We start from the raw sequence: 26,260 nt of genomic DNA, 5'->3' as shown, positions 1-26,260 counted from the left end.
GTGTAAGATAGATGGGGTAAATACCCTGCTACTGAGGAATTTAACCGCCACCCCGGAAGTGCCAGCTGTATATTGGCGGTAATTTCGTTTTGCACAGCTCCCCTTCCCCTGCTCTTTCTTTATATTCTACCTTCTCTGCTTTACGGATGGCTTATTTCCTTTAGAATTAGGAGTTGGTAGCAATTTTCGAGGAGGAAAAGTGGCTAAAAAGCGGGTAGTAATTATTGGTTCAGGCTTCGGTGGGCTTTTTGCCGCGAAAAAACTTCGCAAAGCCGCAGTGGATATTACCCTCATTTCGCGCACCTCTCATCATCTTTTTCAACCTCTCTTGTATCAAGTAGCTACCGGTATTCTTTCTCCGGGCGATATAGCTCCGAGTACGCGCGAGATACTAGCTTCGCAAAAAAATGTGGCGGTGTTGCGCGGCTTAGTAGAAGATATCGACGTAGAAAATCGCGAAGTTTGCTGGCGGGCTCATAATCGGCAAATGCGCACACCCTACGACACTTTAATTGTGGCGGCGGGAGCTACTCAGTCGTACTTCGGGAATGACGATTTTTCTATCTTCGCCCCTGGTCTGAAAACTATTGACGACGCTTTAGAAATTCGCGCGCGCATACTCGGAGCCTTTGAATTAGCTGAACTGACTTCCGATCCGCAAGAGCGAGCTGAATTACTCACTTTTATGGTGATAGGTGGTGGGCCCACTGGTGTAGAGGTAGCTGGGCAGATATGTGAATTAGCTACGCGCACGTTGCGCGGAGAATTTCGGAATTTTTCTCCGGCAGAGGCGCAGGTAATTTTAGTGAATCGCAGTGAGCATCCGCTGCGGGCTTTTGGAGAAAATATCAGCCGGCGCACGATAGCGGAATTGAAGAAACTTGGCGTAGAAGTTTGGACGGGGCAGACGGTCGTTAATATCGATTCCCGCAGCGTCACTCTGCGCAATAGCACTGGAGAAGAGCAAATAGTGCCTTGCAGCTGTAAAGTATGGTCGGCAGGAGTACAGGGAGCAGCAATTGGGAAGAAACTGGCTGCTGCTACTGGTGCTGAACTAGATAGGGCGGGCAGAGTGCGTGTAGAGCCTGATTTGACACTTCCGGGGCATCCAGAAATTTTTGTAATAGGAGATTTAATGGCTTATCCGGGGGTACCGGGAGTAGCTCAGGGAGCGATTCAATCAGCAGATTTTGCTACGCAGACTATTCTGGCTCGGCTCCACCATACAGAGCCGCCCGCTCAGTTCCATTATCGTGATAAAGGCTCTATGGCTATAATCGGGAAAGCGCAGGCAGTAGCAAAAATTGGAAAAGTGGAATTGCATGGTTTTCCAGCTTGGGCGGCTTGGTGTGCTTTACATCTTTTCACGCTCACCGGTTTTAAAAGCCGTTTTTCTACTCTTGCCCGTTGGGCAATTAGTTTTCTTTCCAGTGGGCGTTCCGAGCGCTCTATAACTAACCAGCAACTGGCGGGAAGATTGGCACTCAAGACGCTTGGGCCGCACGCTACTGGGCATTTGATGGAAAAGGCGATATCACTACCACCTTGGAATGAAGATACTCCTGCTTAAGCTATGCCCTCACGAATGGAAAGACAACCCAAATAGCCGAGTAAAATTTATAAATCCAATCGCACACTGGGCAGGATTTACAAAGGCAGCCAGCTTATTGAGCAGAATTCTCGCATGTATACCAGCTCGTGGAGTTGGCTGGGACTATCTCAGCTTGGCATCCGCCTGCCGTATTGAAAGCTAAATTGGTTAAATTCCAGGTAGAGGGTACGGAAAATTCCTGCGCGGCGAGATTTACTACACACGCCCCACATCCGGCGCGAAAAGCTAATACATTGCTTGCATCTTTATCACTCAGCCACTCTAGATTAGCGTTCGGGTGGAAGATTTCCGCGCGCAACTTAAGCAAATTTCGATATTTAGCGAGAAAAGAATCGGAAAGTTTTTCCTGCTTGCTGCGCGCATACTTAGCAAACCACTCCGGCTGCGGCAACCACAGCTTGTGCTTCTCAGCAGTAGAAAAACCGAAATTTTGTTTTTCTGCATCCCAAGGTAGAGGTATCCGGCAGCCGTCTCTACCTTTATCTACGCCTTGGCTGCGCAGCCAAATGGGATCTTGGCGCGCCGCATCTGGAATATCTAAGTATTCTGGCAATCCGAGTTCTTCCCCCTGGTAAATAAAGGTGGAACCCGGCAGAGCCAATACGAGAGCTATAGCAGCTAAAGCGCGCCTAGTGCCCAATTCAATATCGGTTTGCGCAAAATTCCGACCCGCTGCGATCATGGCTGCAGCCGAAGGATTATCGGCCACTTGGTTTTGCCCATAGCGGGTGACGGCACGATGTACATCGTGGTTAGCGAGGGCCCAAGCGGGGAAATTATTTCCGGCACACTCCGCTAAGGCGAAATCGATAGCTGCGCGCATTTCCGGTGCTCTCCAGGGCTGGACTAAAAGATCAAACGCAAAGGCTTGGTGTAATTCATCAGGACGTACATATTCGCCTTTCGCTACTCCAGCTGGCAGCCAAACTTCACCTACGAGATATCTTCCTCCTCGCTCATCGCCACAAGCGCGCCAACTGCGGTAAATATCATGCACTTCGGGCTGGTTCCACATCCGCCAATTGTAGCTATAGGGAAAATCAGGGCTCGTATCGTCTCCGAGGTCGGCAGATTTGAAATTGCCGTGCGCCACGTCAATCCGGAATCCATCTACCCCGCAGTCATACCAAAAATTGAGAATAGAAAGAAATTCTTGAGCTACTTCGGGGTTACGCCAATTGAAATCTGGCTGGCTGGAATCAAAAAGATGTAAATACCATTGCCCGGGTTCACCGGAAGGTTCCGTAATTCTGCTCCACGCTGAACCGCCAAAGACGCTTTGCCAATTATTTGGAGGAAGTTCTCCGTTTTCTCCTCGCCCGGAGCGGAAGATGAAGCGGTTACGGGCCGGCGAATTTGGAGCAGAGTGAAGAGCCGCTTGAAACCATGCATGCTCTATAGAGCAATGATTGGGCACTATATCCATTAATACCTGCAAACCATAAGCATGGGCTTGCTCTATTAGCTGCAAAAAATCTGCAAAAGTACCATATTCTGGATTAATAGAGCGGTAATCGGAAATATCGTATCCGTGGTCGTGCTGCGGGGAGGGATAGCAGGGGTTAATCCAGATAGCATCGCAGCCTAAATCGGCAATAGCCGGAAGTTTTTCCCGTAAGCCAGCTAGATCACCGATTCCATCCCCGTTACCGTCATAAAAAGAACGTAAATATACTTGATAGATTACTCCGGTACAAAGTTTTGCTACTTTATCAGTCAATATTCTCTTTACACTCTTTCTTTTTCTCGCTCGCCTATTAAATTAAGCTTTACTGGCCATATTAACGGCTCTACTACTCGCTTTAGATATTCCACTACAAAAACTAGGATACCTACTGCCCGGTATATAAAAATCTAAAAATAAAATTACCCCTTTCCTCTTAGTTCCAAGAAAAGGGGCTCGTGCGCGAGAGGGGACTCGAACCCCTACGCCCGCAGGCACTAGAACCTAAATCTAGCGCGTCTACCAATTCCGCCACTCGCGCATCTTTGCCTATTTACCACCCGAGATACTTACTGTATCTTCTGCTTCAGCCCACTAAGTTTTATTAGCAGACCGCGTTCGGCATAATAAACAGAACGTGATTAAGCATAACGGGATTTTTAGTAAATATTCAAACTGGCAAGCTCACAATTTTTGCTGCAACCGATCGACATGCCCCTTAGCGCGCACTCCGTATTCAGCTTGCACTATTTTTCCATCTTTACCAACCACAAAGGTGGAACGGATTACTCCGCGCACAATTTTTCCAAAATTCTTTTTCTCTCCATAAGCTCCCCAGGCGCTGAGCACCTCTTTTTCTGGGTCAGCAGCGAGGGGAAAATTAAGAGTCTGTTTTGCTTGGAATTTTTCTAACCGCTCCACCGGGTCTGGAGAAATTCCCAATATCCCGTAGCCCTCCTTCTGTAATTCACTATAGGCGTCCCGAAAATCACAAGCTTCTGTGGTGCAACCTGGAGTCATAGCCCGCGGATAGAAATAGATAATATAGCCTTTTTCCACCTTTGTAAGTGCTTGAGAAAGAGTGAAGCTTCCTCCTCCAGCTACCGGTAACGTAAAATCAGGAGCGATTTCGCCCACTTCTAATTTCGCCATTTTTACTTCCTTTCCTAATTGGTCACTGCATTTGCACACATTTAAATCGCTTTATTTATCCTTATGTAAATCACTTCATTGGCGCATATTATCGCAATAAAGTTGCAGAGATATCAGCGAAATAAAAATCAAGAATCCAGCTACCATCGGAATTATCCCCCATTGGGTAGGGAATATAATTCCCGCTCCGAGCGCTCCTCCGGCAGCCCAAAAAGTATTTTCTTTTCGCCAACCAATTAGGGCGGCCGCTAGAGCAGCTATTCCAATAATTCCAATCCCGAAAACAGCGGGCTGTGCACCGGCCACGAAAAGATTTCGGATTCCGAATATTGCCATCAGAAAAGCAAAAAGTGCGCTCGTAATGAGGAGGAATCTTAAAATTTTTTCCATAAGACCACTCTACCTGTACTTCCTAAATTTTCTGCGCTAGCCATGCTTCCTACGCTACCTGTGCTACCTACACTAGCCGTGCTTATCCGGCGCTTCCTATACTTTCTGCGCTTGCCCTAGCTTCTAGCTATTCGAAGTAAGCCCTAAGGCTTTTCCTACCCACGGAGCAATTCTTTGGAAAGCAGCTCGCCGGTGGGAGATGCGATTTTTTTCTTCCGGAGTCATTTCGGCCAGCGTGCGCTGCTCACCTTGCGGCACAAATATCGGATCGTATCCGAAACCATTCGTTCCAGCCGGCGCAAAGCCCAAACTACCGTATATTTGCCCACTACAGGTCTTCCAGCGCCCATCCGGCAGAGCTAGCGCAGCGGTACAAGTAAAATTAGCTCCCCGGCTCCCCTCTGGCACATCTGCCAATTGGGCGAGCAACAACTCTAAATTTTCTCTATCTGCGCCGTGCTTTCCACTCCAGCGCGCTGAAAATATACCGGGTGCTCCTCCCAATATATCTACCCGTATTCCAGAATCATCAGCTAAAGCGGGAATCCCCGCCGCGCGAGCAGCTTCCCCCGCTTTTATTAGGGCATTTCCGGCAAAAGAAGTCGCATCTTCTACTGGTTCAGGAATTTCCAAATCAGCTGCCGATATCAGCATAGTAGGAGAAAATCCCGGAAGAGCTGCCACGAGAATCTCGCGAATTTCTGCTACTTTATGCTGATTATGCGTGGCAAGCAGTACTTTTGGCTCTGGCATCTATGTATTCCTCACCCATTTTTAAGATTCAGCTAAGGCTTTTTGCTGAATCAGACTTAATTCATGGCAACCTTGCTGCGCCAAAGCTAATAGTTTTTCCAGCTCCGCTTGCGCAAAAGGCGCCCCTTCGGCGGTACCTTGAATTTCAATAAATTTTCCTTGCCCCGTCATTACCACATTCATATCTGTTTCCGCGCGCGAATCTTCTTCGTAAGGCAAATCTAGGCAGGGCTGCCCGTCTATAATCCCTACCGATATGGCAGATACTGTATCGCTGAGCACGGCTTCTGGGCTAGCTGCTTGCACGTATCCGCGCTCTATTCCCCATGCTATTGCCTCCCAGAGCGCTACATAGGCGCCGGTGATAGAGGCAGTGCGGGTGCCACCGTCTGCTTGTAGTACATCGCAATCTAAAATAATCGTATTTTCCCCGAGAGCTGCCATATCCACTACTGCGCGCAGCGAGCGCCCTAGTAGACGCGATATTTCTTGCGTACGGCCACTTATTTTTCCGCGTACCGATTCCCGAGCATTACGCGTATCCGTGGCCCGCGGAAGCATGGCATATTCGCCAGTCACCCACCCCAGCCCGGAATCTTTCCGCCACCGTGGCACTCCTTCTGTAAACGAAGCTACACACAGTACTTTCGTATTTCCAAACTCTACTAGTACCGATCCTTCACCGTGGCTGAGAAAATGCCGCGTGATTTTTACCGGACGCAATTCATTTGCTTGCCGGCCATCTTTCCGTATTTCATTACTCATAAGAACAGAATAACGCGCTTAGAACTCATATACCTTGCCAGGAGCGGCAATAGATATATCTCCAGAGTAGATAGCAGAAACATCTTTATAGGCCAGCTCGCGGCTCGTCCAAGGCTGCAGATGAGTAAGTACCACTCGTTTAGCTTGTGCATCGCGAGCTAATTCACCAGCGCGTACACCCGTCATATGTACTCCCCGGACGGTATCCCGGCCAGTTTCGAAGGCAGCTTCCGTCAATAAAAGATCTGCATCTTGCGCTGCTTGTACAGCTCCTTCGCAGTAATCGGTATCTCCGGTATAAGTGAATATCGATTCTTTTTGGCTATCATTTTCCCGCGGTCCACGCAGGCGAATGCAGTAAGCTTCGATAGTGTGCCAAGCGGGGAAAAACTCCATGGTAAAAGGCCCGAGGCGCAAAGTATTTCCCGCTTTCGCCGCGAGAAACTTAAACTCCCCGGTGTAATCTTCAAATTCTGGATCAGCGGAAATACCTCGGACACGCGCTGCTCCGTCTCCCGGAGTAATCACGGGAATCTGCCCGAGCGGCCCATCGGGATGCCAACGGCGATATACCTGCATACCGACAATATCCGCGATATGGTCAGCGTGCATATGCGAGATTACGATACCGTCCAAGGAAGCCGGATTAATATAGCGCAAAGACTGCCCCATAGCTCCGGGCCCGAGATCAAAAATAAGAGAATAAGTACGGATTGCACCTTCCTCATCCGGAGCTTCGGCCTGTAAAAGATAACTGGAAGCGGCCGCATCTTTCCCAGACATAGAGCCAGTGCAACCAATAATCGTAAGTCTCACTCTGAGTCCTTTCCCGCCACACAATCAGAAATAGGAATAACGTGACGAACTTCCGGGCCAAGAAAACGGCTAGCGAGCTTAGCAAAATCTTGCGCATTGCCAGTGGCATAGAAATTATGCACTGACTTTTGGGTGTAATCCGCCATCATATTTTGCGCTAGAAGCTGCTGATATACATCTTTTGCCGTCTCTTCGGCAGAAGATACCAGCGTCACTTCTTCTCCCATCACATAGGAAATCACTCCGGATAGTAAAGGATAATGGGTACATCCGAGCACCAGCGTATCCACTCCCGCCGCTTTTACCGGAGCTAGATAGTGCCGAGCTACTTCTAATAGCTCTGGACTATTGGTAATACCTTTTTCTACGAATTCCACAAAACGCGGGCAAGCCGCCATAGTGAGCTCTAAATTGGGGGCAGCGGCAAAAGAATCAGCATAGGCACCCGAGCGAATAGTGGTCTGTGTGCCAATCACCCCGATTTTTCCGTTGCGAGTGGTCACTACCGCATGGCGAACTGCCGGCTGAATTACCTCCACTATCGGAATTCCCGCCTTTTGGGTATAGCGCTCGCGAGCATCCCGCAGCACCGCAGAAGACGCAGAATTACAGGCTATTACGAGCATCTTTACACCCGAATCCACCAATTTATCCATCACTTCGAGTGAGAGCGAGCGCACCTGTGCAATTGGGCGTGGCCCGTACGGAGAATTTTTGGTGTCACCAATGTAGTTAATGGATTCGTGCGGGAGCTGGTCGATAATTGCGCGCGCTACCGTCAGGCCTCCTAGGCCGGAATCGAAAATCCCTATTGGCGCGTTGTTCATAGTATCTACTTTACGTCCTTAAGGGAGCAATCAAGGGCCGAGGGCAGTGAATCTTACCACCACTCTTTTACTTCCCTTATTTTTATTTTTTCTATTCTATTTTGTAAATTGAAAAATTGTATCTAAAAATACTTGTAGATAAACGGCTAAGCGATAAAGACTTTTTGGGGCTTTAGTACTATTGTAAAAATATGAAACCTTTTACTGGCAGCACTGCTCTGCTCACTGATATGTATGAACTCACTATGCTGGAATCCGCTTTGGAAGACGGCACAGCACAACGCCACGCAGTATTCGAAGTGTTTTCACGGCGATTGCCCGGCAGTAGGCGCTATGGAGTAGTGGCAGGAATTGCCCGCGTACTAGAAGCCGTAAAACAGTTTCATTTTTCCGAAGAAGATATTGCCTACTTACGCCAAGCGCAGGTGGTAAACGAAAATACTCTGCAGTGGCTAGCTGATTACCATTTCTCCGGCGATATTCACGGCTACGCCGAGGGCGAGTGCTATTTCCCGCACGCTCCCCTGCTTACAATTACCGGATCTTTCGCCGAGTGTGTGCTGCTAGAGACGGTAGTACTTTCAATTTTGAACTATGATTCGGCGGTAGCTACTGCAGCTTCTCGTATGACTATTGCCGCTCATGATCGGCCTTGCCTAGATATGGGGGCACGGCGGGCGCACGAAATGGCAGCTGTGGCGGCGGCGCGCGCTTGCGTAGTAGGAGGATTCTTAGGCACTTCTAATTTAGAGGCGGGGCGTTCCTACGGAATTAAGCCGATAGGTACTTCGGCGCATGCTTTTACGCTGCTCCACGATTCCGAAGAAGCCGCTTTTGCGAGTCAGATTTCCACGATGGGTACTGGAACCACCCTGCTGGTAGATACTTATGATGTAAAGCAAGGAGTGGAGCGTGCCGTGGAGGCAGCGCGCGCCGCTGGTGGAGAGCTCGGCTGTGTGCGGATTGATTCTGGAGATTTAGTGGCGCAAGCTTTCCAGGTGCGCGAACAACTAGATGCCCTGGGGGCAGTTTCCACTAAGATAACCGTCACCTCTGATCTCGATGAATATTCGATTGCCGCTCTCAATGCCGCGCCGGTAGATTCCTATGGCGTAGGTACCCGAGTAGTGACTGGCTCGGGCCACCCCACTGCGGAGCTAGTGTACAAGCTAGTAGCACGCGAGAATAAAGACGGCGAACTGGAGAAAGTGGCGAAGCGAGCCGGCGGAAAGAGCACCGTGGGAGGAATGAAAATTGCTGGGCGCACTCATGATGAAACAGGGCGCGCAGCCGGCGATATTATAGTTTCCGCCCGCACTTGGGAAGAGGGCTTAGCTTATTTGGAGTCCCGGGAAGCCCGCCCGCTCCAAGTAGAGTTAGTAAAAGGTGGAGTCATAAACGAAAAGTATGCCGATATGGATTCGCTAGCTTTAGCAGCAGAGCGGCACCGCAATTCGCGAGCGGCTCTCCCTTATGCAGCATGGCGCCTTTCCGAAGGGGAACCAGGAATTCCTACCGAAATGGTGGATATTTTCTAATCTAGGCGCGCCGCGCCGCGTTGCTAACTAGCGCGGCGCCCCCGCGCTCTTAACTCGATATATCTGAATCTTTAGTGACTCGATTTAGTTACTTGGCGTGCCCGGACCAAAAGGCCAAGAATCTCCGCCGCCTTTACCTAATTTGGCATAGATTTCTTTACAAGTCGGGCAGAGCGGAAATCTATCGGGATTGCGCACCGGAATCCAGACTTTTCCGCAGAGAGCTACTACCGGTGTCCCCTCCACTAGCGATTGCGTAATACGATCTTTACGCACATAGTGAGCGTAGCGCTCATTATCACCCGGACTGTAGCTTTCTTCCGGCCGTTCTAGTACGGATATAGCGCTTTCGTGCTGCGTTTCCGGGCCGGCTGGGCCAGCGGGGGCCGCATGGGGATCAGAAGTACTCATGTTCTCATTCTATGCAGAAGGCGGGAAGAATTAAATTCTTCCCGCCTTTTTGCAATTTGGAAAAGCACTGCGGCTTCTCCTTATTTTCTTTTGCAGAAAATTACTTACTTGCTCACAGCCTTCTTCAAGGTGGAACCGGGGGTAATCTTTACTCCGAAGCCCGCGGGAATAAGGATTTCTTCCTTGGTGCGGGGGTTACGGCCCTTCCGGGCTGCCCGTTCGGTACGCTGTACCGACATTAAACCGGTAATCTTTACTGCTTCGCCCGCAGAAAGCGAATCAATCAATACACTCTGCAAACCGGCGATTGCTTTATCGGCATCGGTCTTAGTCAAACCGGATACTTCGGCGATCTTCGCAATAAGTTCAGTACGGTTGAGGGTCATTTCTTTCCTCTCGAATAATAGTTGATATTTCAGCTCCTACTCTCAGCCCAAAAAGACTGAACACCAGTAGGTTGCTACCTTGCAATCTAGCGGAAATCCACTGCTAAACACCAATTTTTAAAGAGATTTGCTATATTTACCACCTTCAACTCAAAAAAATTTTCACATTAACCTCATTTTTCACAATTTCTTTCTCCCGCTGAACTGCGAAAAGCCCCGAATTCGGCGCAATAATACTTGCAGAAACTAGGAAAAAGTGCGATTGTGACACTATGGGCTTACAAAGTTTTTCTTCCCTCTTAGAAATGGCGATACCGATTATACGCGAGGCGGGAAAGATCGCTTTAGACCCTCCTATCCCCCTCGACGTAACCACCAAGAGCGGGCGCAACGATTTGGTGACGGCAGTCGATAAGTATTTAGAAGATTTTATTGCCCAAAAATTATATGCAGCAAGCGGTTATCCACTTATGGGAGAAGAAGGCCATCAGGTAGATTCTTCCGCGGGCAGAATCTGGGTATTAGACCCGATAGATGGAACTTTGAATTATGTGTATACCCGGCGCGACTGGGCTATTTCTTTAGCGCTCTACGAAGAAGGAATACCGCAGATAGGAATTATTCTCGACCCGACGGCGAATATCCTCTATACGGCGGTGCGGGGCGGCGGTGCCTACAAAAACGGAATAGCACTCCCTGCACTAGGCACACAAGGCTTAGGAGAAGGGGTACTTATTACTTCTCCTTATGACGTAGAGACTTATCCCTTTCTTCGCGCAGCTATTGCGGTTTCACGCGGTCAGCGCCGCTATGGAGCAGCCGCTCTAGAATGTGCAGAAGTGGCAAGTGGGCAAGCCGCAGCTTTTGTGCATAGCCATATCTCACCTTGGGATATCGGTGCCGCTTTAGTATTAGGAGCAGAAACAGGCACGTGCGTAGAGCGGATAGATGGCTCTGCTTTTGCACCTCTAGAAAGTGGATCTATTATTTATGCCTGGCCGCAAGTAGCTAAAGATTTACAAAAATTGCAATTCTCGGCATAGATCTGCCAGTTGATTTCTTAGTACTGCGTAGCAATAAATAGTAGAGCGCAAGCTAATAACGCAAATAAGATACGGGAAAGGCGCCAGAATTATTTAATAATTCTGGCGCCTACGCCATCTAAATTAGAAAATTTACAGCACTGGAATTATCTCAGTGATGTGTACGCGTTAAATCCGCCTTGGTCGGATCGATCTTCGGAGCTCGCGTAACTAGCTTATGACCCACCCAAAGGAGCAGGAAGAGCGGCAGACCGATATAGCTGGAGAGCAAAGAGAGGAAATCTCCGTTGCCTACCAGAGCTTCAAAGTTCTGCCCTAATATCACGAGGATACACATAGCTAGAGCTAAAATTGGCCCGAAAGGATAGAGCGGAGATTTGTAGGGAAGATCCTTTACGTCATGCCCCTGCGCCACATAAGCACGCCGGAACTTCAAATGACACCAGGCAATCCCTACCCAAGTGATGAATCCGGCTAAACCGGAGGCATTTACGAGCCAGGTATAGGCTTGGCCGCTTCCCAGCAGTGAAAGGAAAAAGCCCATTAACCCGATTAGCGAAGTAGCTAGCAGGGCGGGCATGGGGATGCCACGCCGGGTAGTGCGCGAAAATATCTTCGGGGCTTTTCCAGAAGTGCTCAAGGCGTGCAGCATCCGAGTAGATACGTACAGGCCAGAATTACCGGCAGAGAGCACAGAGGTCAAAATTACGGCATTCATAATAGAGGCGGCCGCCGCTACTCCCGCTCTTTCAAAGACCAAAGTGAAGGGGCTAAGCGCAATATCTCCATCTGGGTTCAATAGAGCCGGATCAGTATAAGGTACGAGGAAACCGATAATGGCGATGGCACCAATGTAGAAGAGCAGAATTCGCCAGAAAATGGAGCGGACTGCGCGTGGAATAGTCTTCACTGGATCCGCTGTCTCTCCAGCGGCAATTCCGAGCATTTCCGTGCCCTGGAAAGAGAAACCAGCAATCATGAACACTGCTAGAATACCCACTCCGCCATTTACGAAGGGAGCCTCACCGAGCTGCCAATTGACGAAACCAGGAGATTTACCGCCCATGATTCCGACTACCATCAGTAGCCCGAGGCCGAGGAATACTACTACCGTCACCACTTTAATGAGGGCAAACCAGAATTCTCCTTCGCCGAAACTCCGGACGGAGAAAGCGTTGATTAAAAATAGCAGCAGCAAGAAAGCCAGTGACCAGATCCAGGAAGGCACTTGCGGGAACCAATACTGCATAACAATAGCTGCCGCTACCAGTTCAGCTGCGACAGTAATAGCCCAGTTGTACCAATAGTTCCAGCCAGTGGCGAATCCAAAAGAGGGGCTGACAAAACGAGTACCGTACTCTTCGAAAGAGCCCGATACTGGCATATAGGTAGCCATCTCTCCTAAAGACTGCATCAGGAAGTAAACCATTACGCCAATCAAAGCGTAAGCGAGCAGGGCTCCACCTGGGCCTGCTTGGGAAATAGTAGCTCCAGAAGCTACAAATAGGCCGGTGCCAATTGCCCCGCCTATGGCAATCATATTTAAGTGCCGAGCGCGGAGGCTTCGGCGTAAACCGCCATTTTGCTCTTGTTGCGTCGAATTATTCTGCACGCTTTCCTCCATTGTTTGAGTATGCAGTAATTAAACCCCACTAAAGCAGGAAAATCAAAAACTGCCGCAGCATTTTTTCGAAAACCACATATCCAGCGTAGTCGGATTTTTTACGGAGCGAAGCAGGCGCGCGCTTTTAATTAATGTACTATTTTCGCTTTAGTTAGCCCTATATGCGCTATCTATCCGTTTAACTACTAAATACTTGGCCGCTCGCTATTTTTCAGATTCTTTGCTATCTTTGTCTGCTTCAGTATCTTCATCTGCTTTTTTCCGCCGCCGCAGCGCAAAAATTCCCAATAAAATTGCGCCCGTAGCAGCCAAGGCAATACCGAGAATCTGGGCGCCAGTCTTCCCTAATTTAGGTGCCGGCTGGGCCGGAGCAGCTTTGCAGTACTCCACCCCGTTTATATTTACGGTCAAATCGGCAAGTTGGCTTTCCCCGTTAGGGGCCGCTACCAGCACTGGAATTATATAAGTACCATTTGCTACTTCGCCGGCACTCATATCTACCGCTACTTTACCGGCGGTCGATATCTTTAACCCAGCCGGTACTTTATTAGCGGCTGCTTTAATAGTGAAAGTACTTCCAGCGGGCAAATCTGGATTCTGGGCCGCTAAATCAGCGATATTTTTATTTACAATGCGGCATTTATCGGATGTGAAGTTGATATTAATAGGAGAAAATTTTGGCACTATTTCTACCGCTGGTTTACTATTCACTACCGGATAGTAATCCCAAGCGCTGCCAGTCGGGTTTCCTATCGGCAGCGTGATTAGAAAAGGCAGTGAAACTTTATAATCTGCTCCCGCCCCCGCCGGAGCTTGCTCGCGCACCAGGTAAAGCCCAATCGGTAAACCCATAAAATTAATTTTTCCATCAGCGCCGGCAGTTTCCGTAATTTCTTTTTCTAAGCCCTGTGCCTGCGCTTTTTCGGGAGTAAGAGATTTCGCCTGCTGCCAGCCAGCTTCCGTACGCAAATCTACTCCGCGCACTTGCGCAATGCTCACTTTCGCACCGGCCGGGCTCGGCGCCGGATGATCATCGGCGGGATTAGGCACGGGTAGGCGCACCTGCATACCACCTTGCTTGTCTAAGATATTGGCGATGGCGAGCCCCTCTGTATTACCGGTGACGGTATGCGGAAGCTTGTAGATATCAGCACCAGCCGGCGTAGTGCCAAAAATTAGTGCACAAAGTAGGAGTATCCCACCCACTATTTTCAAAGAAGAATTTATATTCGTCTTCATTATCTCCACTACTCTGTTTCTAGATCAATCGAGAAATTCTCAGGCGATTATGCTCTATCTGTTCTCGATTTTTATCGTTTTCGCCGCCGGCAGTAGCTATTTTGGGGGCAGCTTTGCCGGAAAGAGATTCCCGAAATTCTTTACGCATCTTATATAGCCAGCGGGCAAAGAACAGCAGCACCGCCAGCACTATTGCCACAATAAGGCTCATCCACCACTGCCAGTTCCAGGTAGCGGTACTAGCAAAAGGAGTTTCGGCGCTATCCATTTCCACTCTTTCACCAGTGACCATAAGGCGATGGCTATTAATTCCATACGGAGTACAGGTAATTAAGGTGACTAAATCTTTTCCAACCTGCTGATGTAAAGAAGATACTTCTTCTGGCAATACCACCTTAGTTTGCACTACTTGGTATTTCATTTGTTTACCGGCTACTTCCAGATAGAAAACATCTCCCGGTTTCAAATCAGTTAAGTTGTCAAAAAGCGTAGCACTACTCAAACCAGAATGGGCAGTGAGCACACTATGCGAAGGAGTATCTCCAATAGGTAAATCGGTGCCGTAGAGATGCCCCACTCCTCTTTCTAGAGTTTTATTGTCAGTGCCGTGATAAATAGGTAAATCAACTTTTATAGCTGGGATGCGGAGCCGCCCCATCTCTGGAAGAATTGCCAGCTTCTGCAAATACTCTTGATAGGCAAGATTATCTTTCGCCACCCGAGCTAACCACGGATCCAAAATAGGCGCTCCCGCATTGCGCTGGTTATAGGCGCGAGCTGCCTGAATCACTTCTTCCAGATCACTATTATCTACGCTGACTATTTCTTGGGAATAATTCTGCGCTATACGTGCCCGTTCCCAGTTACCAATCTGGGTGGCGACCAGCGGATAGAGAATTATTCCTAAACCGATTAAGAGTAAAAGGAGGGGAAGTAGGAAAGCTCTAATTGATTTATTCCCAGAATCTTGCCGAGGGACAGTTTTCGGCTCTCCGATCCGATCTGCCCCGCTCAGCGCTGCCGCCGCATTACCTTTCCGGAAACGATTTATCCGGCTGCGATGCCGCGGCATTCCCGGTGCTGCTAAATCAATTTTTCCCATCTTCCCCTCCTTTCGAGTTATCGACTTTTAATTAGCTCTTCCCTATTATTTAGGAACGCTTGGCAGCCCGGCGTGCCGAATATACAGCTCCGCCTAGTACTGCACCGCCCAGAATAATGATCAAAGCTACACCGGCTCCACCAGTGAGAGGCAGTTTCCCGAAGATGCTTCCGTCATCTACTTCGTTTTTCACTTGCGCAACAACGGTGAGATCAGCCGCAGCCTTTACAATATCCGGAGTGAAGTCTACCTGTGCCGGCTTCGGCAGCAGCTGGTATCCTTCTGGAGCTTTCTTCTCCACTAAGCAGAGTTTCAAATTATCACCAGCACGCACACCCGTGATAGTTGCTTCACCAGTGCCAGTAGCAGTGGTAAACGTATCTTCTGTACCCTGTGCGCCCGCTTTAATTGGATCGCCAGTAGCTGTTCCATCAGCTGCGCACTCGTACAATTGGAATTCTGCTTTAGCTAGAGCTTCGCCATTTGCATTGATCTTCTTGATCTTGATATTTCCAAATTGGGTCTTTCCTCCGCTACTCGGATCCGTATTCTGGGTGACATCCGTAGAGGTAGTACCGTTATTGGTGATGGTAGAGGCAACGTTGATAATCATGCCCTTATCGTTAGCAGAATCAAATGGCGGCAACGCCTTCACTTTTGCATCGAAGGTCAGCGTAGCGGTCACGTCAGCCGCTCCGGCAGCCCGCTTAGCTTGCGTCATCTTCGCCAAGCCCTCTTCGGTAAGGGTTACAGTAAGCTTGCCGCCCGTAGTGTCTTTTGTGTAATCGTCATTTACTTTATATTCAGCATCCCCCACCATTAACTTCAGATTCAGCTTTGCTGCATCTAATTCCAGATACTGGTGATTGGAAAGGTCGTCCACAAAGACGAACTTGCTGAAGTTCGTATTAGGATCCTCAGCAGCCTTCGGTAGAGTCTTTGTAATCTGATAAGAAATGTACTGACCTACCGTAATTATCTTATCTTTCGGCGTGATATCGGTCTTTACCGGATTATCAGTAGTCTTCTTATTCTTCGGATATACATGTATATCGTAATTCCAGCCCGTACCATCTGGCTTCGTCATCGGCACAAAGACAATGGAAGGCTCGGCTGGAATATGACCTACCGGAGTGACCGTTTCAGTCAAAAGATAGGCGCCAACTGCCAGATTACTAAATTTGGCTAAGCCGTCTCCCGCCGTCTGCTGCGTAAGAGCAGTAAAGTTCGTATCTTTTTCTGCCGTAGCTACCGTAGCTTTCGCAGCTGCTTTAAACCCATCCGGCGTAGTAATGTCGTAGTTTAACTTTTCCAGCTTGAAAGTCACATCGTTTAACGGAGTAGATCCAGCTGGCACATTAGCCTTATCAGCTTCCGTACCGGTACGCTCGGCATTGCTGGCATTATCTCCGGAGTACTTATGTACAGAAATGCTGCCTTTCTTGCTGGCATCGATATTAACCGTGGGAGCTGCCGTAGCTGCTCCACCAAAAGCTCCTAGACCTACCAGGCCTAGAGCAATGGTGGCAAGTACGGCAGTGCCGCGACTCAAAAACTTGCTTCTTCCCATTTTCTTTCCTTTTCTTCTCGGATTTCCGAAAAATTTTTAATAAATAATTTTAGGTGTTTTCCAGATTTTTATTTCTTCGTCTATATCTTTCTCTTTCCTTGCCTTCACCCCCGCCTCTTCCGGCGCCCCGCAGAGCGAGCGCTCAGTACAGCCGCGAGGAAGAGGCTTCCCCCCGCAATAATGAATGGTAAAACTCCTATTTTGCCTGCCTTCGGCAGCGTACCGATATGAGAATCACCTACGGCAATTTCCACCGGTTCATCGATACTTCCGCTACTCAGCACCTGTGCGCTTTCACTGGTGCTCACCACGCCTTTAAAAGCAAATTCGGCTTTTGCCACGCCCCGCGGAGCGGAATCATCCCAGAACAGCCGCAGTGCCAAAGCACTCGGAAGTAGCTGATACCCAGCAGGTGCTTTCTGCTCTTCAAGTAGATATTGACCAGCCGGCACCCGCGTCGCCACTAGTACACCCTGTCCATTTAGGCGCGCCGGATAAGACTTAGTGGGGTTGCCTGAGGCATCTACAATCTTCTGCCCATTATCGTCTACTTCGTAGAGAGTAAATTCTGCACCAGCTAGGCGCTTATTCTGCAGCAACGAATCTTTCGGAGTCTCTGCCGTAAGCCCAATATGCTTACACTCAGGCAAAGTGTTATCTCCACCCGCAGCCGGAGCTCCTTTATCGGCCGGCACATCGTGGGCCACTTTCACTAGGCAGACACTCATATCGCGCTTTGCTTCACTCCGTACGCTACTCCGCCCCTCTACATAGCCAACTTTCCAGGGATCTGCGGGAGGTGGGAATCCTTCTTTCGCAAATACAAAGGCGTGGTTCAATACGGCACCGGTACGAGCGTCATCTTCTTGCACCGTATAAGTACCAGATGCAATTAATTTATCGCCAGGGCGGAGCGTAATATTCTCCAAATTACTTATATCCACTCCCGCACTGGCCGTAATATGCAAATCTGGATGCGCTGCATCAACTTTCTTCCACTTACTGCAGACTAATTCTCCATCTTGTAAGGGATTGGGCACCCAAGCATCTTTACTATCATTTACGCCGCACTCCATAGGCACCAGCAACTGGTCTAAGAACGTCACTTCCCCTACCGGAGTATTGCCTTTATTTACCGCTTCAATTCGGTATTCCACTTTATCTCCGGGGCGCAAGGCGAGGGTACCATCTGGATCTGCCCCATTAACTTTGGAAATAGTTTTCTGCACGTCTAAGCGCGGATTAGAGAACCACAGCCCATAATTGTGGAGTATTCACCTTGTCATAAGTTGCTTGGCTACCCCATTCCATCTGTACCGGAATATTTTGCCCAGTACCGGAATACTGCACCTCGCGCTTACCATCTTGATCTTCCACCACTTTGCGCAGGAAAGTAAACTGCGGATCCCCGCTCACGGTGACGGGGCGTTTTTGATTAGGTGGTATTACCGTGCCCAGCCATCGATCCGGCCCGCCCGGCACGCGCACATCACACATCTGCGCAGGGTTATCTGGGCACGGCGCTTTACCTTGCTCGGCAAAAGAAAGCGGATTCAGCGAAAGCTTGTAATCAGCTTTCGGGCATTGAGAGCCGCTATCACTGCCTCTACAATCACCTGCCACTATAGAGTCGATGACGAATTTGCCGTTCTTATCGGTATTTCCAATTCGGGTCACTTCCGCCATGAGTCGCTTCCCGTTCTTGGTAGCTCTGCCGAATATATCAGTATAGGGAATACTCGCCTTTGCCACTACCTGCACGCCGGGGAGCCCAATTTCATTGGGTTCACTGGCCCCAATTACCGCATTGCCGTTTTGATCGTAAATTACCGTACCACTCGCCTGCGGTGCCCACACTTTTACCGTGGCAATAGCGATATCGGTCGTAGTAGCTTTAGTATCTTGGCGTCGATAGATGACCTGCACCGGAATTTTTATAATATCGCCATTCTTAGCCGTGGGCGGTACTTTCACTTTTAGCTGGCAAGCATTATCGGGATTAGTCTTCCAGTCCACACTGCCCAAATCGCCGTTACTATTTACTTTCCCGGGGTTAAGTAGTACCCAATCGCGCATTTCTTCGGGGAAAGGCACTGCCGTTTTCACTCCAGGTTCCGGTATCTTACATTTCTGTACTCGATTTACCCCCACACCTTGTGGCCAAGAACCTGGGAAACGATTATCTCCGGCCATAGTATTAGTTTCATTCCACTGGATATCAAAAGTGACCGTCTGCAGCGGATGCGCCGTATGCTCGCCATATTGCGGGTCATAATCATAAGCGTAACTAAGATTCGGATTCTCCACCCAGAAAGGCGCGAATATTTCAATATAGGGCTTGCCTCTCGATGTACTATCTTTGACAATATCGCCGTACACATTACGAGCTTCTTGTACGGTGAGTACATTGCCATTTTCATCTGTGGGATACCAACGCATCGGCAGTTCGTAGAGACCAGTACCATGGCTATTTAGATTCGGAGTATAAGTCACTTCTCCGTATTCATAATCTGAGCTAGGCTCGCAAGTCCATTCATAGCTTTCGTTGTATTCGGCAGAACGCACATATTTTCCACAAATGGTGAAATGGCCATCCGTACCACCAGATTCACTCCAATGGTAATCAATAAATTCGCCATCTTTCCGCAGTTTTCCAACTGTTACGGTACCCGGGAATTTCTGCAACCCAAAATGCCCATGCGGATGAATTTTCTTGCCATTCTTATCTACTGAGAGCTCCATCCGGTGCCCCTCATTATCTACCCAGTACGGCACATTCTTTAATCGCGCTCCGTAACCAGCACTGTCATAAGGATCTTTTGGATCTTCTGGGCGATTTGGATTGGCAATAGCCGAAGGAATCAACTCGTAATCAGGGCGCCCGTTGCCCACAGCTACGAACGAATCGGCATCCACTACATCGCCGAATACCACTAATTCGGCGGTATATAATTTCTCTCCACTCAAATTCTTCGGCACTTGCAGCCAGCAACCGCCTTTCCCACCATTGGGATTACCTGGAGTGGCCGCACTCGCATTATCACTAGGATCTTCATCATTCGGCCCATAGTACCAACAGCCTGGATTGAGAATCTCCGGGTTCTCATCCGCATTAGGTGACATTACAATTTTACCGTTTTGATCGCGCCAGCGAATCCAAACTTTCTGCCCTTTTACATAGTGGTGATCTACATTGAGTTGAGCAATATCGCCCGGAGCAGCTTTCTTTTCATGGGTATCGAAATTAGTCACATCAATTGCGGACCACTGATTGGCATACAGAGCATGGTTCATATCATCCATCGGATGGGCAGAACTATTGTATTGATAAGCCGAAGTGGCCCACCGGGTGCGTGGCCCGTAGAAAGGAGCAGAAGTAGCCGAAATTTCTTGCACAATTTCGGTGACGATGGGTCGGCCATTCTCATCATATTTCAGCACCGGCGCATTATTTTTATCGCGGCGCATATTCCCCTGTTCATCAGTTTCATACGCTAAGCGCACCGCATATTGGAAAATGCCGTCACCCATTTTCGGCACCGCCCCCTGCGGAATTGATTTGACTAACTTCTCATCAAAGCGCGCCACATAATAACCAACTGGAGAATTTTCCGGATTTCCTGGCTGCGGATGCACATAAGAAGCCACAGTCTGCGCAATCAAAGAGCGATTTTCGCTGAGCAGTTTCTTTTGGAATTTCACTGCCGCTACCTGGTAGCTACGTGAATCCCATCTTGGAGCATTTGGATCTTGTATACAAGTATTAGTCTTTAAATTCCAAGCTGGAATATCACTCCAGTCGCCTTTGCCACCAGCCAAGCGGGGATCCCATTTTGGCCCGCACTGAATTGCCGATACGCCTGCTGGGGTCAGCACCGAAGATACCACCCAGATATCACTACCTCCGGCAGTATACTCCCGAGTGGAAGTAGGCATATTAACTGAAAGATCTGGCTCTTTTGTTTCCCACCAGACATCTCCAGAAAGTACTGGCTTATTTTGCAGAGGCGAACCGAGCAGACCGCTATCGCCCATATTGAGATCACTTACGTAATCTTTACCGTCCACTTTCCAGGTATCGGCAGTCATATAATCCTGTGGTACTTCCCAAGCCCAGATAGAGGTGCGCTGCAAATTAGCGGATTCTAAGAAGAAAGAGCCAAAGTAGCCATCGCGCCCGCCATTTTTAAAACCAATACCGTTACCGGGGCCTTGGCGTACTGCTACTAAGTTACCGCCACCGGGACCTTTCTGATTAGGCGCAATCCAAAGTTTGTATTGAATATTTCCTATTAAAGCTGAGAACTTGGGGCTGTGGACTACTCCCCGCGAATCCGTCCACTCCGGAAGGTAGAAGGCATAGGAACCATCTCCACCTTGCGATCCTGATAAATATCTAGTGACTGCCCAGTACACTGGGGATACCGAACCATCGTTATCTTGCCACTGCACATACACTTTATAGCCATTTAACCGGCCAGCATCTGTAGAAGTAGCATCAAAAGAAAGCGCATTCGTATAGTAGAGGCGCCCGGAGAGTACATTTTTACCACCGCGGCAAGAATTTGACGCATTAGTGAGCTCGACGCCGTTTTGTATATAGGGATAACCATAAGCCCGCGCAGTATCGGGATAATCGCTACAATCTGCCCATCGTACAGTAGATTCGGGGCCCGGATTCGGCGCCAAAGCATCGGCTTCCACCGGAGTGGTACGGGAAGTAGTAATTGGACCGGGCGTGCCTACATCGCCGGTATCGGGAGACGGCACATCTCCTTCACTGCGGGTAGTCCCAGCACCTTGCGCTAAATAAAGCGGGGAAAGCCGCTGACTAAGAGCATCCGGCTGCGCTCCAGATTTGCGCGCATTTTCTTTTTCCGCCGAATCTGCCTGCTCATTAGCGTGTTCCGCACTCTTACCGACACTGGCTTTATTACCAGCACCGCTCTCCGTATTTTCCGCAGCTGGAGCAGAATTCTCCACTGTAGTACCACGATCATTCGGCTCATCAGCGCCCACAGCTATTCCCCCGATTAACAGACCGGAGAACCCTACTGCTACCGCCGAGATACCTGCGAGAAATTTACGCGCGCTCAAAATCTATCCCCTCAGGAATGAAATTAATTCAATTAAAACTTCCAGTGCATCACCATATTTGATAGCACTTTAGTCCTACAAATTAAATATAAATTTAAATTCTTTTTCCGGCAAGCAATATGCAATTTTGTAAAAAATTCCGCACCTAAAAACCCGCAATACGACCACAACCTGGGACTATAAAATAAATCCACCACACCTACCCCCCCCCCGTTTGAAAATTACTTTGTAATTACTAATTGGATTTTTCAGACTTTATCTCCAACACAACGCAATTAATATATTTTTTACAAAATAATAGGGCTGCGAAGAGTCCCCATTTCGCGCGCTAAAAAGCGCCAAGCGCAACACAGTGAAGTAAATTTAGCGAAATAACTCAACTCGGCAGAATTTCTCGATACAGAGCGGCCAATATTTTCCCCGCCGCAGCATCAGAATTAGGCGGAGCTAGGCGCGTAAATTTTTCGCCACCTGCCTTCTGAAACTCGCCTTTATTTAGCACATCCAGCTCATAAAGCGTCTCAATACAGTCAGCAAAAAAGCCCGGCGTAAGTAAAAGTATATTCTTTACCCCTTCCCGCGGCAGTTCCCGCATCCGCCCGATAGTAGCCGGATGCAGCCATTTTCCCGGGCCAAACTTAGACTGGAAAGTAATTTCATGCGGGTAATCCCCCACCCGTTCCATAATCGCAGCTACCGTCTGCGCGCATTGCTGAAAATAACTAGTAGGAGCATGCGCCGCCCGGAGTGGCACCCCATGAAAAGAAAAAATAATTTTATCCGGATTTTCTCGCGAAATTTTTTCCTGGAGCTTTTCTGCATACCAAGCTACATACTGCTCCTGTATCTGCCAAGAATCTGCCCAGTGTAAGCGCGGAGCTTCGGCGCCGGCGCAATAAGCCTCCGCCTGCCTCCTAATATCACACACCGTAGAAGGAGCATACTGCGGATAAAGCGGAATTATTACTAATTCTTCTACTGCCTCTTCTGCCACGAGCCGCGCAATAGTCTCACTAATACGTGGCGCAGTATAGGTATTGGCATAGGCTACTGCTACTTCTGGTAATTCAGCTTGGAGAGCTGCTGCCTGTGCCTGCGTATGCACCTGTAAAGGAGAGCCATCTGCCAGCCAAATATGCTCATATTGGGGGCGAATTTTTTCCGGGCGAGTTTTTAAAACTACATGCCGCAAAATCGGCTTCCAGAGCCAAGCAGGGAAATCTACTACCGCCGGATCAGAAAGAAATTCCTGAAGAAAATCTGCAATATCCGCCGGAGCTGGAGATGCGGGAGTCCCCAAAGCGACTATAAGGCACCCATATTTCATATGGCTAGTGTACGGGAAGGGGCGGGGCTCCACTACTCTAGTTCCTGTATTTCCCGGTTGAGCACACCCTCATGATCGAGATGCCCGGGCTCTTCAATTTGAATGGTCACGTGCTCAATATGGAAACAACGGCGCATATGGCCGGTAGCTTCGTCGAGTATCCGGGTGCGTTCCGGAAGAGAAGATGCATCCGCATCTACCACTATATGAGCGCTCATGACCGGCACCCCACTCGTGAGTGCCCATACGTGTAAAGAATGTACCTCTGCTACTCCGTCTATCTCTTTTATCTCCGCAAGCAGCTGCTGTAAATCAATCCCCGCCGGCACTCCTTGTAAAATTATATTTACCGCCTGCCGGAGCAACGCAAAAGCACGAGGCAACACAAATATCCCAATCAGCGCTGCCGCTACCGCATCCGCGCGCCGCCACCCCAGCGTGAGGTTAAGTACCGCAGAAAGAATAATTGCCAGCGAACCGATGCCGTCGCTTATTACTTCCAAGAAAGCAGCCTTCATATTTAAGCTCTCTGCTGCTCCTTGCCGGAGAATAAAGAAAGAAAGCGTGGAGGCGCTAAGGCCGATTACCGCCATAATTATGACGCCAGTACTGGCAATGGCTGGGGGGTTTAGCCAGTGCTGAACCGCTTCAATAAGAATGAAAGTTCCCACTACGAAAAGTAGTACGCAATTAATGAGCACAGCTAGAATTTCCGCCCGCATCATTCCATAAGTGAGTTTTTTTGTAGCTTTACGCGTGGAAAGAATCGAGGCAATTAAAGCTACCAGAATTCCCCCGCTATCTACGCCCATATGCATGGCTTCCGCTAATAGAGCCAAACTGCCGGTGAGCCAAGAAGTAAATAACTGGCCGATTATTATGCAAAGATAAATACCAAAGACTATTGCCAAACGAATCCGATATTTCGCAGTCGTGGCAATTGGAGAAGCAGCCGAATCGCCAGTAGGAATATGCGAATGGGAATGAAAGTGAGAATGCGAATGCGAGTGCTCGGCTGAATGGGAGTGCTCCGCCGACTCACCATTTGAATGTAGATGCGAATGAAAATGTGGATTTTCGCTGCCCATGGCAGACCTACCTCCTCGCTAACCGTATTTACCTCTATATATATTCTTAAACTACTAAATATCAGTAAATAGGTAGAAAATAGTGCACTTAAAATGGCATAGACGCCATTTTCTGGTATCTAGAATATCCGGTAACCAAAATACCTAGATTTTATTTAGGTCCCCCTTACTAGCAACCCAATCTTAATAGTAATTTAGGGGGTACTAGCTGTCAATATGCCTAAACTATTAAAAATAGCTGCCTCCCTGAACTCAGGGAGGCAGCAAGTTAAATCGAGTATCTAGGTGCGCTACTTTTAGAGCTGACCCGTCAAATCAAAGGAAGGAGTGAGAGTAGCGTCTCCTACTTCCCACTTGGCTGGGCAAACCTGACCAGGATTGTTGTATACATATTGCGCCGCTTTTACCTTGCGCAATAATTCCTTTGCATTTCGCCCTACTCCTTCCGAAGTGGTCTCCACATACTGAATAATTCCCTTTGGATCAATTAAAACCGTAGTGCGGTCAGCCGCTCCTTCTCCGGGGCGAAGCGAATCGAAAGCTTCGGTAATTTCGAAGCTAGGATCGCCCACCATTGGGAATTCAATCTTCCCGATCCGCGGCGAAGAATCATGCCATGCCTTGTGGGAAAAATGTTTATCAGTAGATACCGAATAGATTTCTACTCCCAATTTTTGAAACTCAGGATAGAGCTCTGCCATATCTTCTAGCTCGGTAGGACAGACAAAAGTAAAATCTGCGGGGTAGAAAAAGAGAATTGCCCACTGACCAGCATAATCTTCACTCCCTACTTCTACAAAATCACCTTTGTGGTATGCCATACCTTTCCAAGAAGCAGCAGGGGTGTTTATAAGTGCCATATTTACTTTTCATTCTCCTTAACTATTACTTATTTTGTTTCTTAAATACGATTACCAGGCAGAGGATTGCAGAGGCTAACTCTACTAAAGCCGCGATAAACATAAATACCAGGCCTACCCCGGTGACGCCGGTTCCAGAAACATTGGAAATTGCCGAAAGCATTTTAATGCTCAGAATGAGACCAATGAGAGCTCCCAAGGCACCAGCTGCCGCATATGCCCATTTCTTCCGCTGCCAAATTGCCAATACCGCCGGTACTGCTACTAAAATAATCGCGAAGAGAATCCAGCCGCCATGGAAGGAATACTCCGCATCAAAAATTTTGCCGTTGGCAAAGAAATTCAGCGAAGTGTTTAGAATAGGAATTTTCACCACTGGTAAGAAAAGACTGATAAAAGCCAATAGCTGCGAACCAAGCAGTACTGCCGGAGCTAGCATACCCACATCTATTCCTTTGGCGTTTTTAGTACGCGGAATATCACCTTTCAAAGTGGCAGCTTGCTCTACTACATTCGGAGTTACCCGGTTATTCACAAAAGTCTTGGCTCCGGCAGCAAACTGTTTTAACCCCTCCTGCATATCACCGACTGAGTCATCGGCCACTCGCTCTTCTTTTACCAGGCCGCTCAGTACAGCTTCCTGATATTCCCGCAAAGTAGGCTCGCGCCCATTGTCTTGTTGGAATTTTTCTTGCCAAGCAGCCTGCGAAAGTGGCTCCGGCGCCGGAGCGCTATCTTTTCTTCTATCTTCAATCCACGCCTGCAAAGCAGGATAGCAATTAGGATGCCGCTCCACCTCGTCCCATAAATCAGGCCGTTTAGCAGCAATATCAGCTAATTCTTGTGCAGTTATTTGCGAATCTTGCATATTTTCCGCAGTTATAGTTTTCGGATCGTACGCCATGGCGCCCTACTTTCCCTAATTAAATAATACTCACACCCCATTTTAGTAAATTTAGAAAAGCTCTGGCAATAACGGGGAACACTTTGCAAAAAGCTTGCGAGGCGCAAAACTGGAAAAGTCGCGATATTCATTGCAGAGAGCCATTATTTTCGACTACTCTCGAAAGTGAAAAATAGGTAAAAAAATTTCCTATGTCCGAAGATATTTAAATTAGATATTTCGAAGATTAGAGAAGTAGTAATACTTCTAAACCCAAAGATATCGGAGTATTTAGGAAATATTAGGCCAGGAAATGTTGGATTAGGCCGCAAG

General features: G+C 48.5%; 22 protein-coding genes and 1 tRNA gene. 3 read left to right on the top strand and 20 right to left on the bottom strand.

Translation table 11 applies throughout. The annotated features are described in order from the left end of the window. The first annotated feature begins 199 nt into the window (after window positions 1–199). Window positions 200–1,570, top strand: coding sequence for an NAD(P)/FAD-dependent oxidoreductase (locus BQ7117_RS03710; RefSeq protein WP_073996249.1), 1,371 nt, complete (start codon window positions 200–202; stop codon window positions 1,568–1,570). A gap of 94 nt (window positions 1,571–1,664) precedes the next feature. Here the strand turns inward: BQ7117_RS03710 and BQ7117_RS03705 are convergent, their stop codons facing one another. The 8 genes from BQ7117_RS03705 to murI all read right to left on the bottom strand — a co-directional run bounded on the left by BQ7117_RS03705 (window position 1,665) and on the right by murI (window position 7,759). Beyond that, window positions 1,665–3,332, bottom strand: coding sequence for a glycoside hydrolase family 13 protein (locus BQ7117_RS03705; RefSeq protein ID WP_073996248.1), 1,668 nt, complete (start codon window positions 3,330–3,332; stop codon window positions 1,665–1,667). Window positions 3,333–3,515: 183 nt separating this feature from the next. Then, a tRNA-Leu gene (locus BQ7117_RS03700) sits at window positions 3,516–3,597 on the bottom strand. Window positions 3,598–3,740: 143 nt separating this feature from the next. Continuing rightward, window positions 3,741–4,208, bottom strand: a complete 468-nt coding sequence (locus BQ7117_RS03695) for a peroxiredoxin (protein ID WP_073996247.1) — start codon at window positions 4,206–4,208, stop codon at window positions 3,741–3,743. A gap of 75 nt (window positions 4,209–4,283) precedes the next feature. Next, window positions 4,284–4,598 (bottom strand): hypothetical protein, encoded by a 315-nt coding sequence (locus BQ7117_RS03690; RefSeq protein ID WP_073996246.1) that lies wholly within the window; start codon window positions 4,596–4,598, stop codon window positions 4,284–4,286. 123 nt (window positions 4,599–4,721) lie between these two features. Continuing rightward, complete coding sequence (gene rdgB / locus BQ7117_RS03685) at window positions 4,722–5,351, bottom strand: RdgB/HAM1 family non-canonical purine NTP pyrophosphatase (RefSeq protein ID WP_073996245.1); 630 nt, start codon at window positions 5,349–5,351, stop codon at window positions 4,722–4,724. A gap of 21 nt (window positions 5,352–5,372) precedes the next feature. Beyond that, window positions 5,373–6,116 carry a ribonuclease PH gene (gene rph, locus BQ7117_RS03680; RefSeq protein ID WP_073996244.1) on the bottom strand — a complete coding sequence of 248 codons (744 nt, stop codon included), beginning with the start codon at window positions 6,114–6,116 and terminating at the stop codon, window positions 5,373–5,375. Window positions 6,117–6,134: 18 nt separating this feature from the next. Beyond that, window positions 6,135–6,899: an MBL fold metallo-hydrolase gene (locus BQ7117_RS03675; protein ID WP_237563046.1), complete on the bottom strand. Its 765-nt coding sequence runs from the start codon at window positions 6,897–6,899 to the stop codon at window positions 6,135–6,137. Window positions 6,900–6,928: 29 nt separating this feature from the next. Next, a complete protein-coding gene (murI, locus tag BQ7117_RS03670) occupies window positions 6,929–7,759 on the bottom strand; it encodes a glutamate racemase (protein ID WP_073996242.1) in 831 nt (276 codons plus the stop codon). Between the two features lie 191 nt (window positions 7,760–7,950). Between murI and BQ7117_RS03665 the strand changes: the two genes are divergently transcribed. Further along, a complete protein-coding gene (locus BQ7117_RS03665; RefSeq protein ID WP_073996241.1) occupies window positions 7,951–9,297 on the top strand; it encodes a nicotinate phosphoribosyltransferase in 1,347 nt (448 codons plus the stop codon). A gap of 84 nt (window positions 9,298–9,381) precedes the next feature. Here BQ7117_RS03665 and BQ7117_RS03660 read toward each other — a convergent pair whose 3' ends face one another. Beyond that, on the bottom strand, window positions 9,382–9,708 hold the full coding sequence (locus tag BQ7117_RS03660) for a DUF3039 domain-containing protein (RefSeq protein ID WP_073996240.1): 327 nt from the start codon (window positions 9,706–9,708) through the stop codon (window positions 9,382–9,384). Between the two features lie 104 nt (window positions 9,709–9,812). Next, window positions 9,813–10,094 (bottom strand): HU family DNA-binding protein, encoded by a 282-nt coding sequence (locus BQ7117_RS03655; RefSeq protein ID WP_073996239.1) that lies wholly within the window; start codon window positions 10,092–10,094, stop codon window positions 9,813–9,815. A gap of 272 nt (window positions 10,095–10,366) precedes the next feature. Here BQ7117_RS03655 and BQ7117_RS03650 point away from each other — a divergent pair, with 272 nt between their 5' ends. Next, window positions 10,367–11,137 carry an inositol monophosphatase family protein gene (locus BQ7117_RS03650; RefSeq protein ID WP_073996238.1) on the top strand — a complete coding sequence of 257 codons (771 nt, stop codon included), beginning with the start codon at window positions 10,367–10,369 and terminating at the stop codon, window positions 11,135–11,137. 151 nt (window positions 11,138–11,288) lie between these two features. On the opposite strand, the gene BQ7117_RS03645 is transcribed toward BQ7117_RS03650, so the two are convergent. From BQ7117_RS03645 to BQ7117_RS03600, 10 genes are all read right to left on the bottom strand, one after another. Further along, window positions 11,289–12,761, bottom strand: coding sequence for an amino acid permease (locus BQ7117_RS03645; RefSeq protein ID WP_073996237.1), 1,473 nt, complete (start codon window positions 12,759–12,761; stop codon window positions 11,289–11,291). Between the two features lie 204 nt (window positions 12,762–12,965). Further along, complete coding sequence (locus BQ7117_RS03640; protein WP_073996236.1) at window positions 12,966–14,000, bottom strand: pilin N-terminal domain-containing protein; 1,035 nt, start codon at window positions 13,998–14,000, stop codon at window positions 12,966–12,968. 19 nt (window positions 14,001–14,019) lie between these two features. Next, entirely contained in the window at window positions 14,020–15,102 is a 1,083-nt protein-coding gene (locus tag BQ7117_RS03635; protein ID WP_073996235.1) for a class C sortase, read from the bottom strand. A 49-nt stretch (window positions 15,103–15,151) separates the two neighbouring features. Next, window positions 15,152–16,672, bottom strand: a complete 1,521-nt coding sequence (locus BQ7117_RS03630; protein ID WP_073996234.1) for a SpaH/EbpB family LPXTG-anchored major pilin — start codon at window positions 16,670–16,672, stop codon at window positions 15,152–15,154. Between the two features lie 104 nt (window positions 16,673–16,776). Further along, window positions 16,777–17,901: a prealbumin-like fold domain-containing protein gene (locus BQ7117_RS03625; protein ID WP_073996233.1), complete on the bottom strand. Its 1,125-nt coding sequence runs from the start codon at window positions 17,899–17,901 to the stop codon at window positions 16,777–16,779. Between the two features lie 13 nt (window positions 17,902–17,914). Further along, the gene (locus BQ7117_RS03620; protein WP_073996232.1) at window positions 17,915–21,769 is read right to left on the bottom strand and encodes a hypothetical protein; all 3,855 of its coding nucleotides are present in this window, start codon (window positions 21,767–21,769) and stop codon (window positions 17,915–17,917) included. 376 nt (window positions 21,770–22,145) lie between these two features. Continuing rightward, window positions 22,146–23,096 carry a ferrochelatase gene (gene hemH, locus BQ7117_RS03615; protein WP_073996231.1) on the bottom strand — a complete coding sequence of 317 codons (951 nt, stop codon included), beginning with the start codon at window positions 23,094–23,096 and terminating at the stop codon, window positions 22,146–22,148. Window positions 23,097–23,128: 32 nt separating this feature from the next. After that, entirely contained in the window at window positions 23,129–24,184 is a 1,056-nt protein-coding gene (locus tag BQ7117_RS03610; RefSeq protein WP_084789865.1) for a cation diffusion facilitator family transporter, read from the bottom strand. Window positions 24,185–24,480: 296 nt separating this feature from the next. After that, window positions 24,481–25,044 carry an alkyl hydroperoxide reductase subunit C gene (gene ahpC, locus BQ7117_RS03605; protein WP_073996230.1) on the bottom strand — a complete coding sequence of 188 codons (564 nt, stop codon included), beginning with the start codon at window positions 25,042–25,044 and terminating at the stop codon, window positions 24,481–24,483. A 25-nt stretch (window positions 25,045–25,069) separates the two neighbouring features. Further along, complete coding sequence (locus tag BQ7117_RS03600; protein ID WP_073996229.1) at window positions 25,070–25,948, bottom strand: variant leucine-rich repeat-containing protein; 879 nt, start codon at window positions 25,946–25,948, stop codon at window positions 25,070–25,072. Window positions 25,949–26,260 lie beyond the last annotated feature (312 nt).

Source organism: Arcanobacterium urinimassiliense (assembly GCF_900119495.1).
GTDB classification, from domain to species: domain Bacteria; phylum Actinomycetota; class Actinomycetes; order Actinomycetales; family Actinomycetaceae; genus Arcanobacterium_A; species Arcanobacterium_A urinimassiliense.
Note: the sequence above shows the minus strand (reverse complement) of the source record. Positions and strands in the feature narration are given on the sequence as shown.

Bases quoted from the DNA above. Each gene is read 5' to 3' on its own strand.
- hemH (WP_073996231.1), bottom strand. From the start codon at position 23,096: ATGAAATATGGGTGCCTTATAGTCGCTTTGGGGACTCCCGCATCTCCA.
- BQ7117_RS03610 (WP_084789865.1), bottom strand. From the start codon at position 24,184: ATGGGCAGCGAAAATCCACATTTTCATTCGCATCTACATTCAAATGGT.
- BQ7117_RS03650 (WP_073996238.1), top strand. From the start codon at position 10,367: ATGGGCTTACAAAGTTTTTCTTCCCTCTTAGAAATGGCGATACCGATT.
- BQ7117_RS03655 (WP_073996239.1), bottom strand. From the start codon at position 10,094: ATGACCCTCAACCGTACTGAACTTATTGCGAAGATCGCCGAAGTATCC.
- BQ7117_RS03695 (WP_073996247.1), bottom strand. From the start codon at position 4,208: ATGGCGAAATTAGAAGTGGGCGAAATCGCTCCTGATTTTACGTTACCG.
- rph (WP_073996244.1), bottom strand. From the start codon at position 6,116: ATGAGTAATGAAATACGGAAAGATGGCCGGCAAGCAAATGAATTGCGT.
- BQ7117_RS03675 (WP_237563046.1), bottom strand. From the start codon at position 6,899: ATGTCTGGGAAAGATGCGGCCGCTTCCAGTTATCTTTTACAGGCCGAA.
- BQ7117_RS03645 (WP_073996237.1), bottom strand. From the start codon at position 12,761: ATGGAGGAAAGCGTGCAGAATAATTCGACGCAACAAGAGCAAAATGGC.
- BQ7117_RS03630 (WP_073996234.1), bottom strand. From the start codon at position 16,672: ATGGGAAGAAGCAAGTTTTTGAGTCGCGGCACTGCCGTACTTGCCACC.
- BQ7117_RS03640 (WP_073996236.1), bottom strand. From the start codon at position 14,000: ATGAAGACGAATATAAATTCTTCTTTGAAAATAGTGGGTGGGATACTC.
- murI (WP_073996242.1), bottom strand. From the start codon at position 7,759: ATGAACAACGCGCCAATAGGGATTTTCGATTCCGGCCTAGGAGGCCTG.
- rdgB (WP_073996245.1), bottom strand. From the start codon at position 5,351: ATGCCAGAGCCAAAAGTACTGCTTGCCACGCATAATCAGCATAAAGTA.
- BQ7117_RS03635 (WP_073996235.1), bottom strand. From the start codon at position 15,102: ATGGGAAAAATTGATTTAGCAGCACCGGGAATGCCGCGGCATCGCAGC.
- BQ7117_RS03665 (WP_073996241.1), top strand. From the start codon at position 7,951: ATGAAACCTTTTACTGGCAGCACTGCTCTGCTCACTGATATGTATGAA.
- BQ7117_RS03690 (WP_073996246.1), bottom strand. From the start codon at position 4,598: ATGGAAAAAATTTTAAGATTCCTCCTCATTACGAGCGCACTTTTTGCT.
- ahpC (WP_073996230.1), bottom strand. From the start codon at position 25,044: ATGGCACTTATAAACACCCCTGCTGCTTCTTGGAAAGGTATGGCATAC.
- BQ7117_RS03600 (WP_073996229.1), bottom strand. From the start codon at position 25,948: ATGGCGTACGATCCGAAAACTATAACTGCGGAAAATATGCAAGATTCG.
- BQ7117_RS03660 (WP_073996240.1), bottom strand. From the start codon at position 9,708: ATGAGTACTTCTGATCCCCATGCGGCCCCCGCTGGCCCAGCCGGCCCG.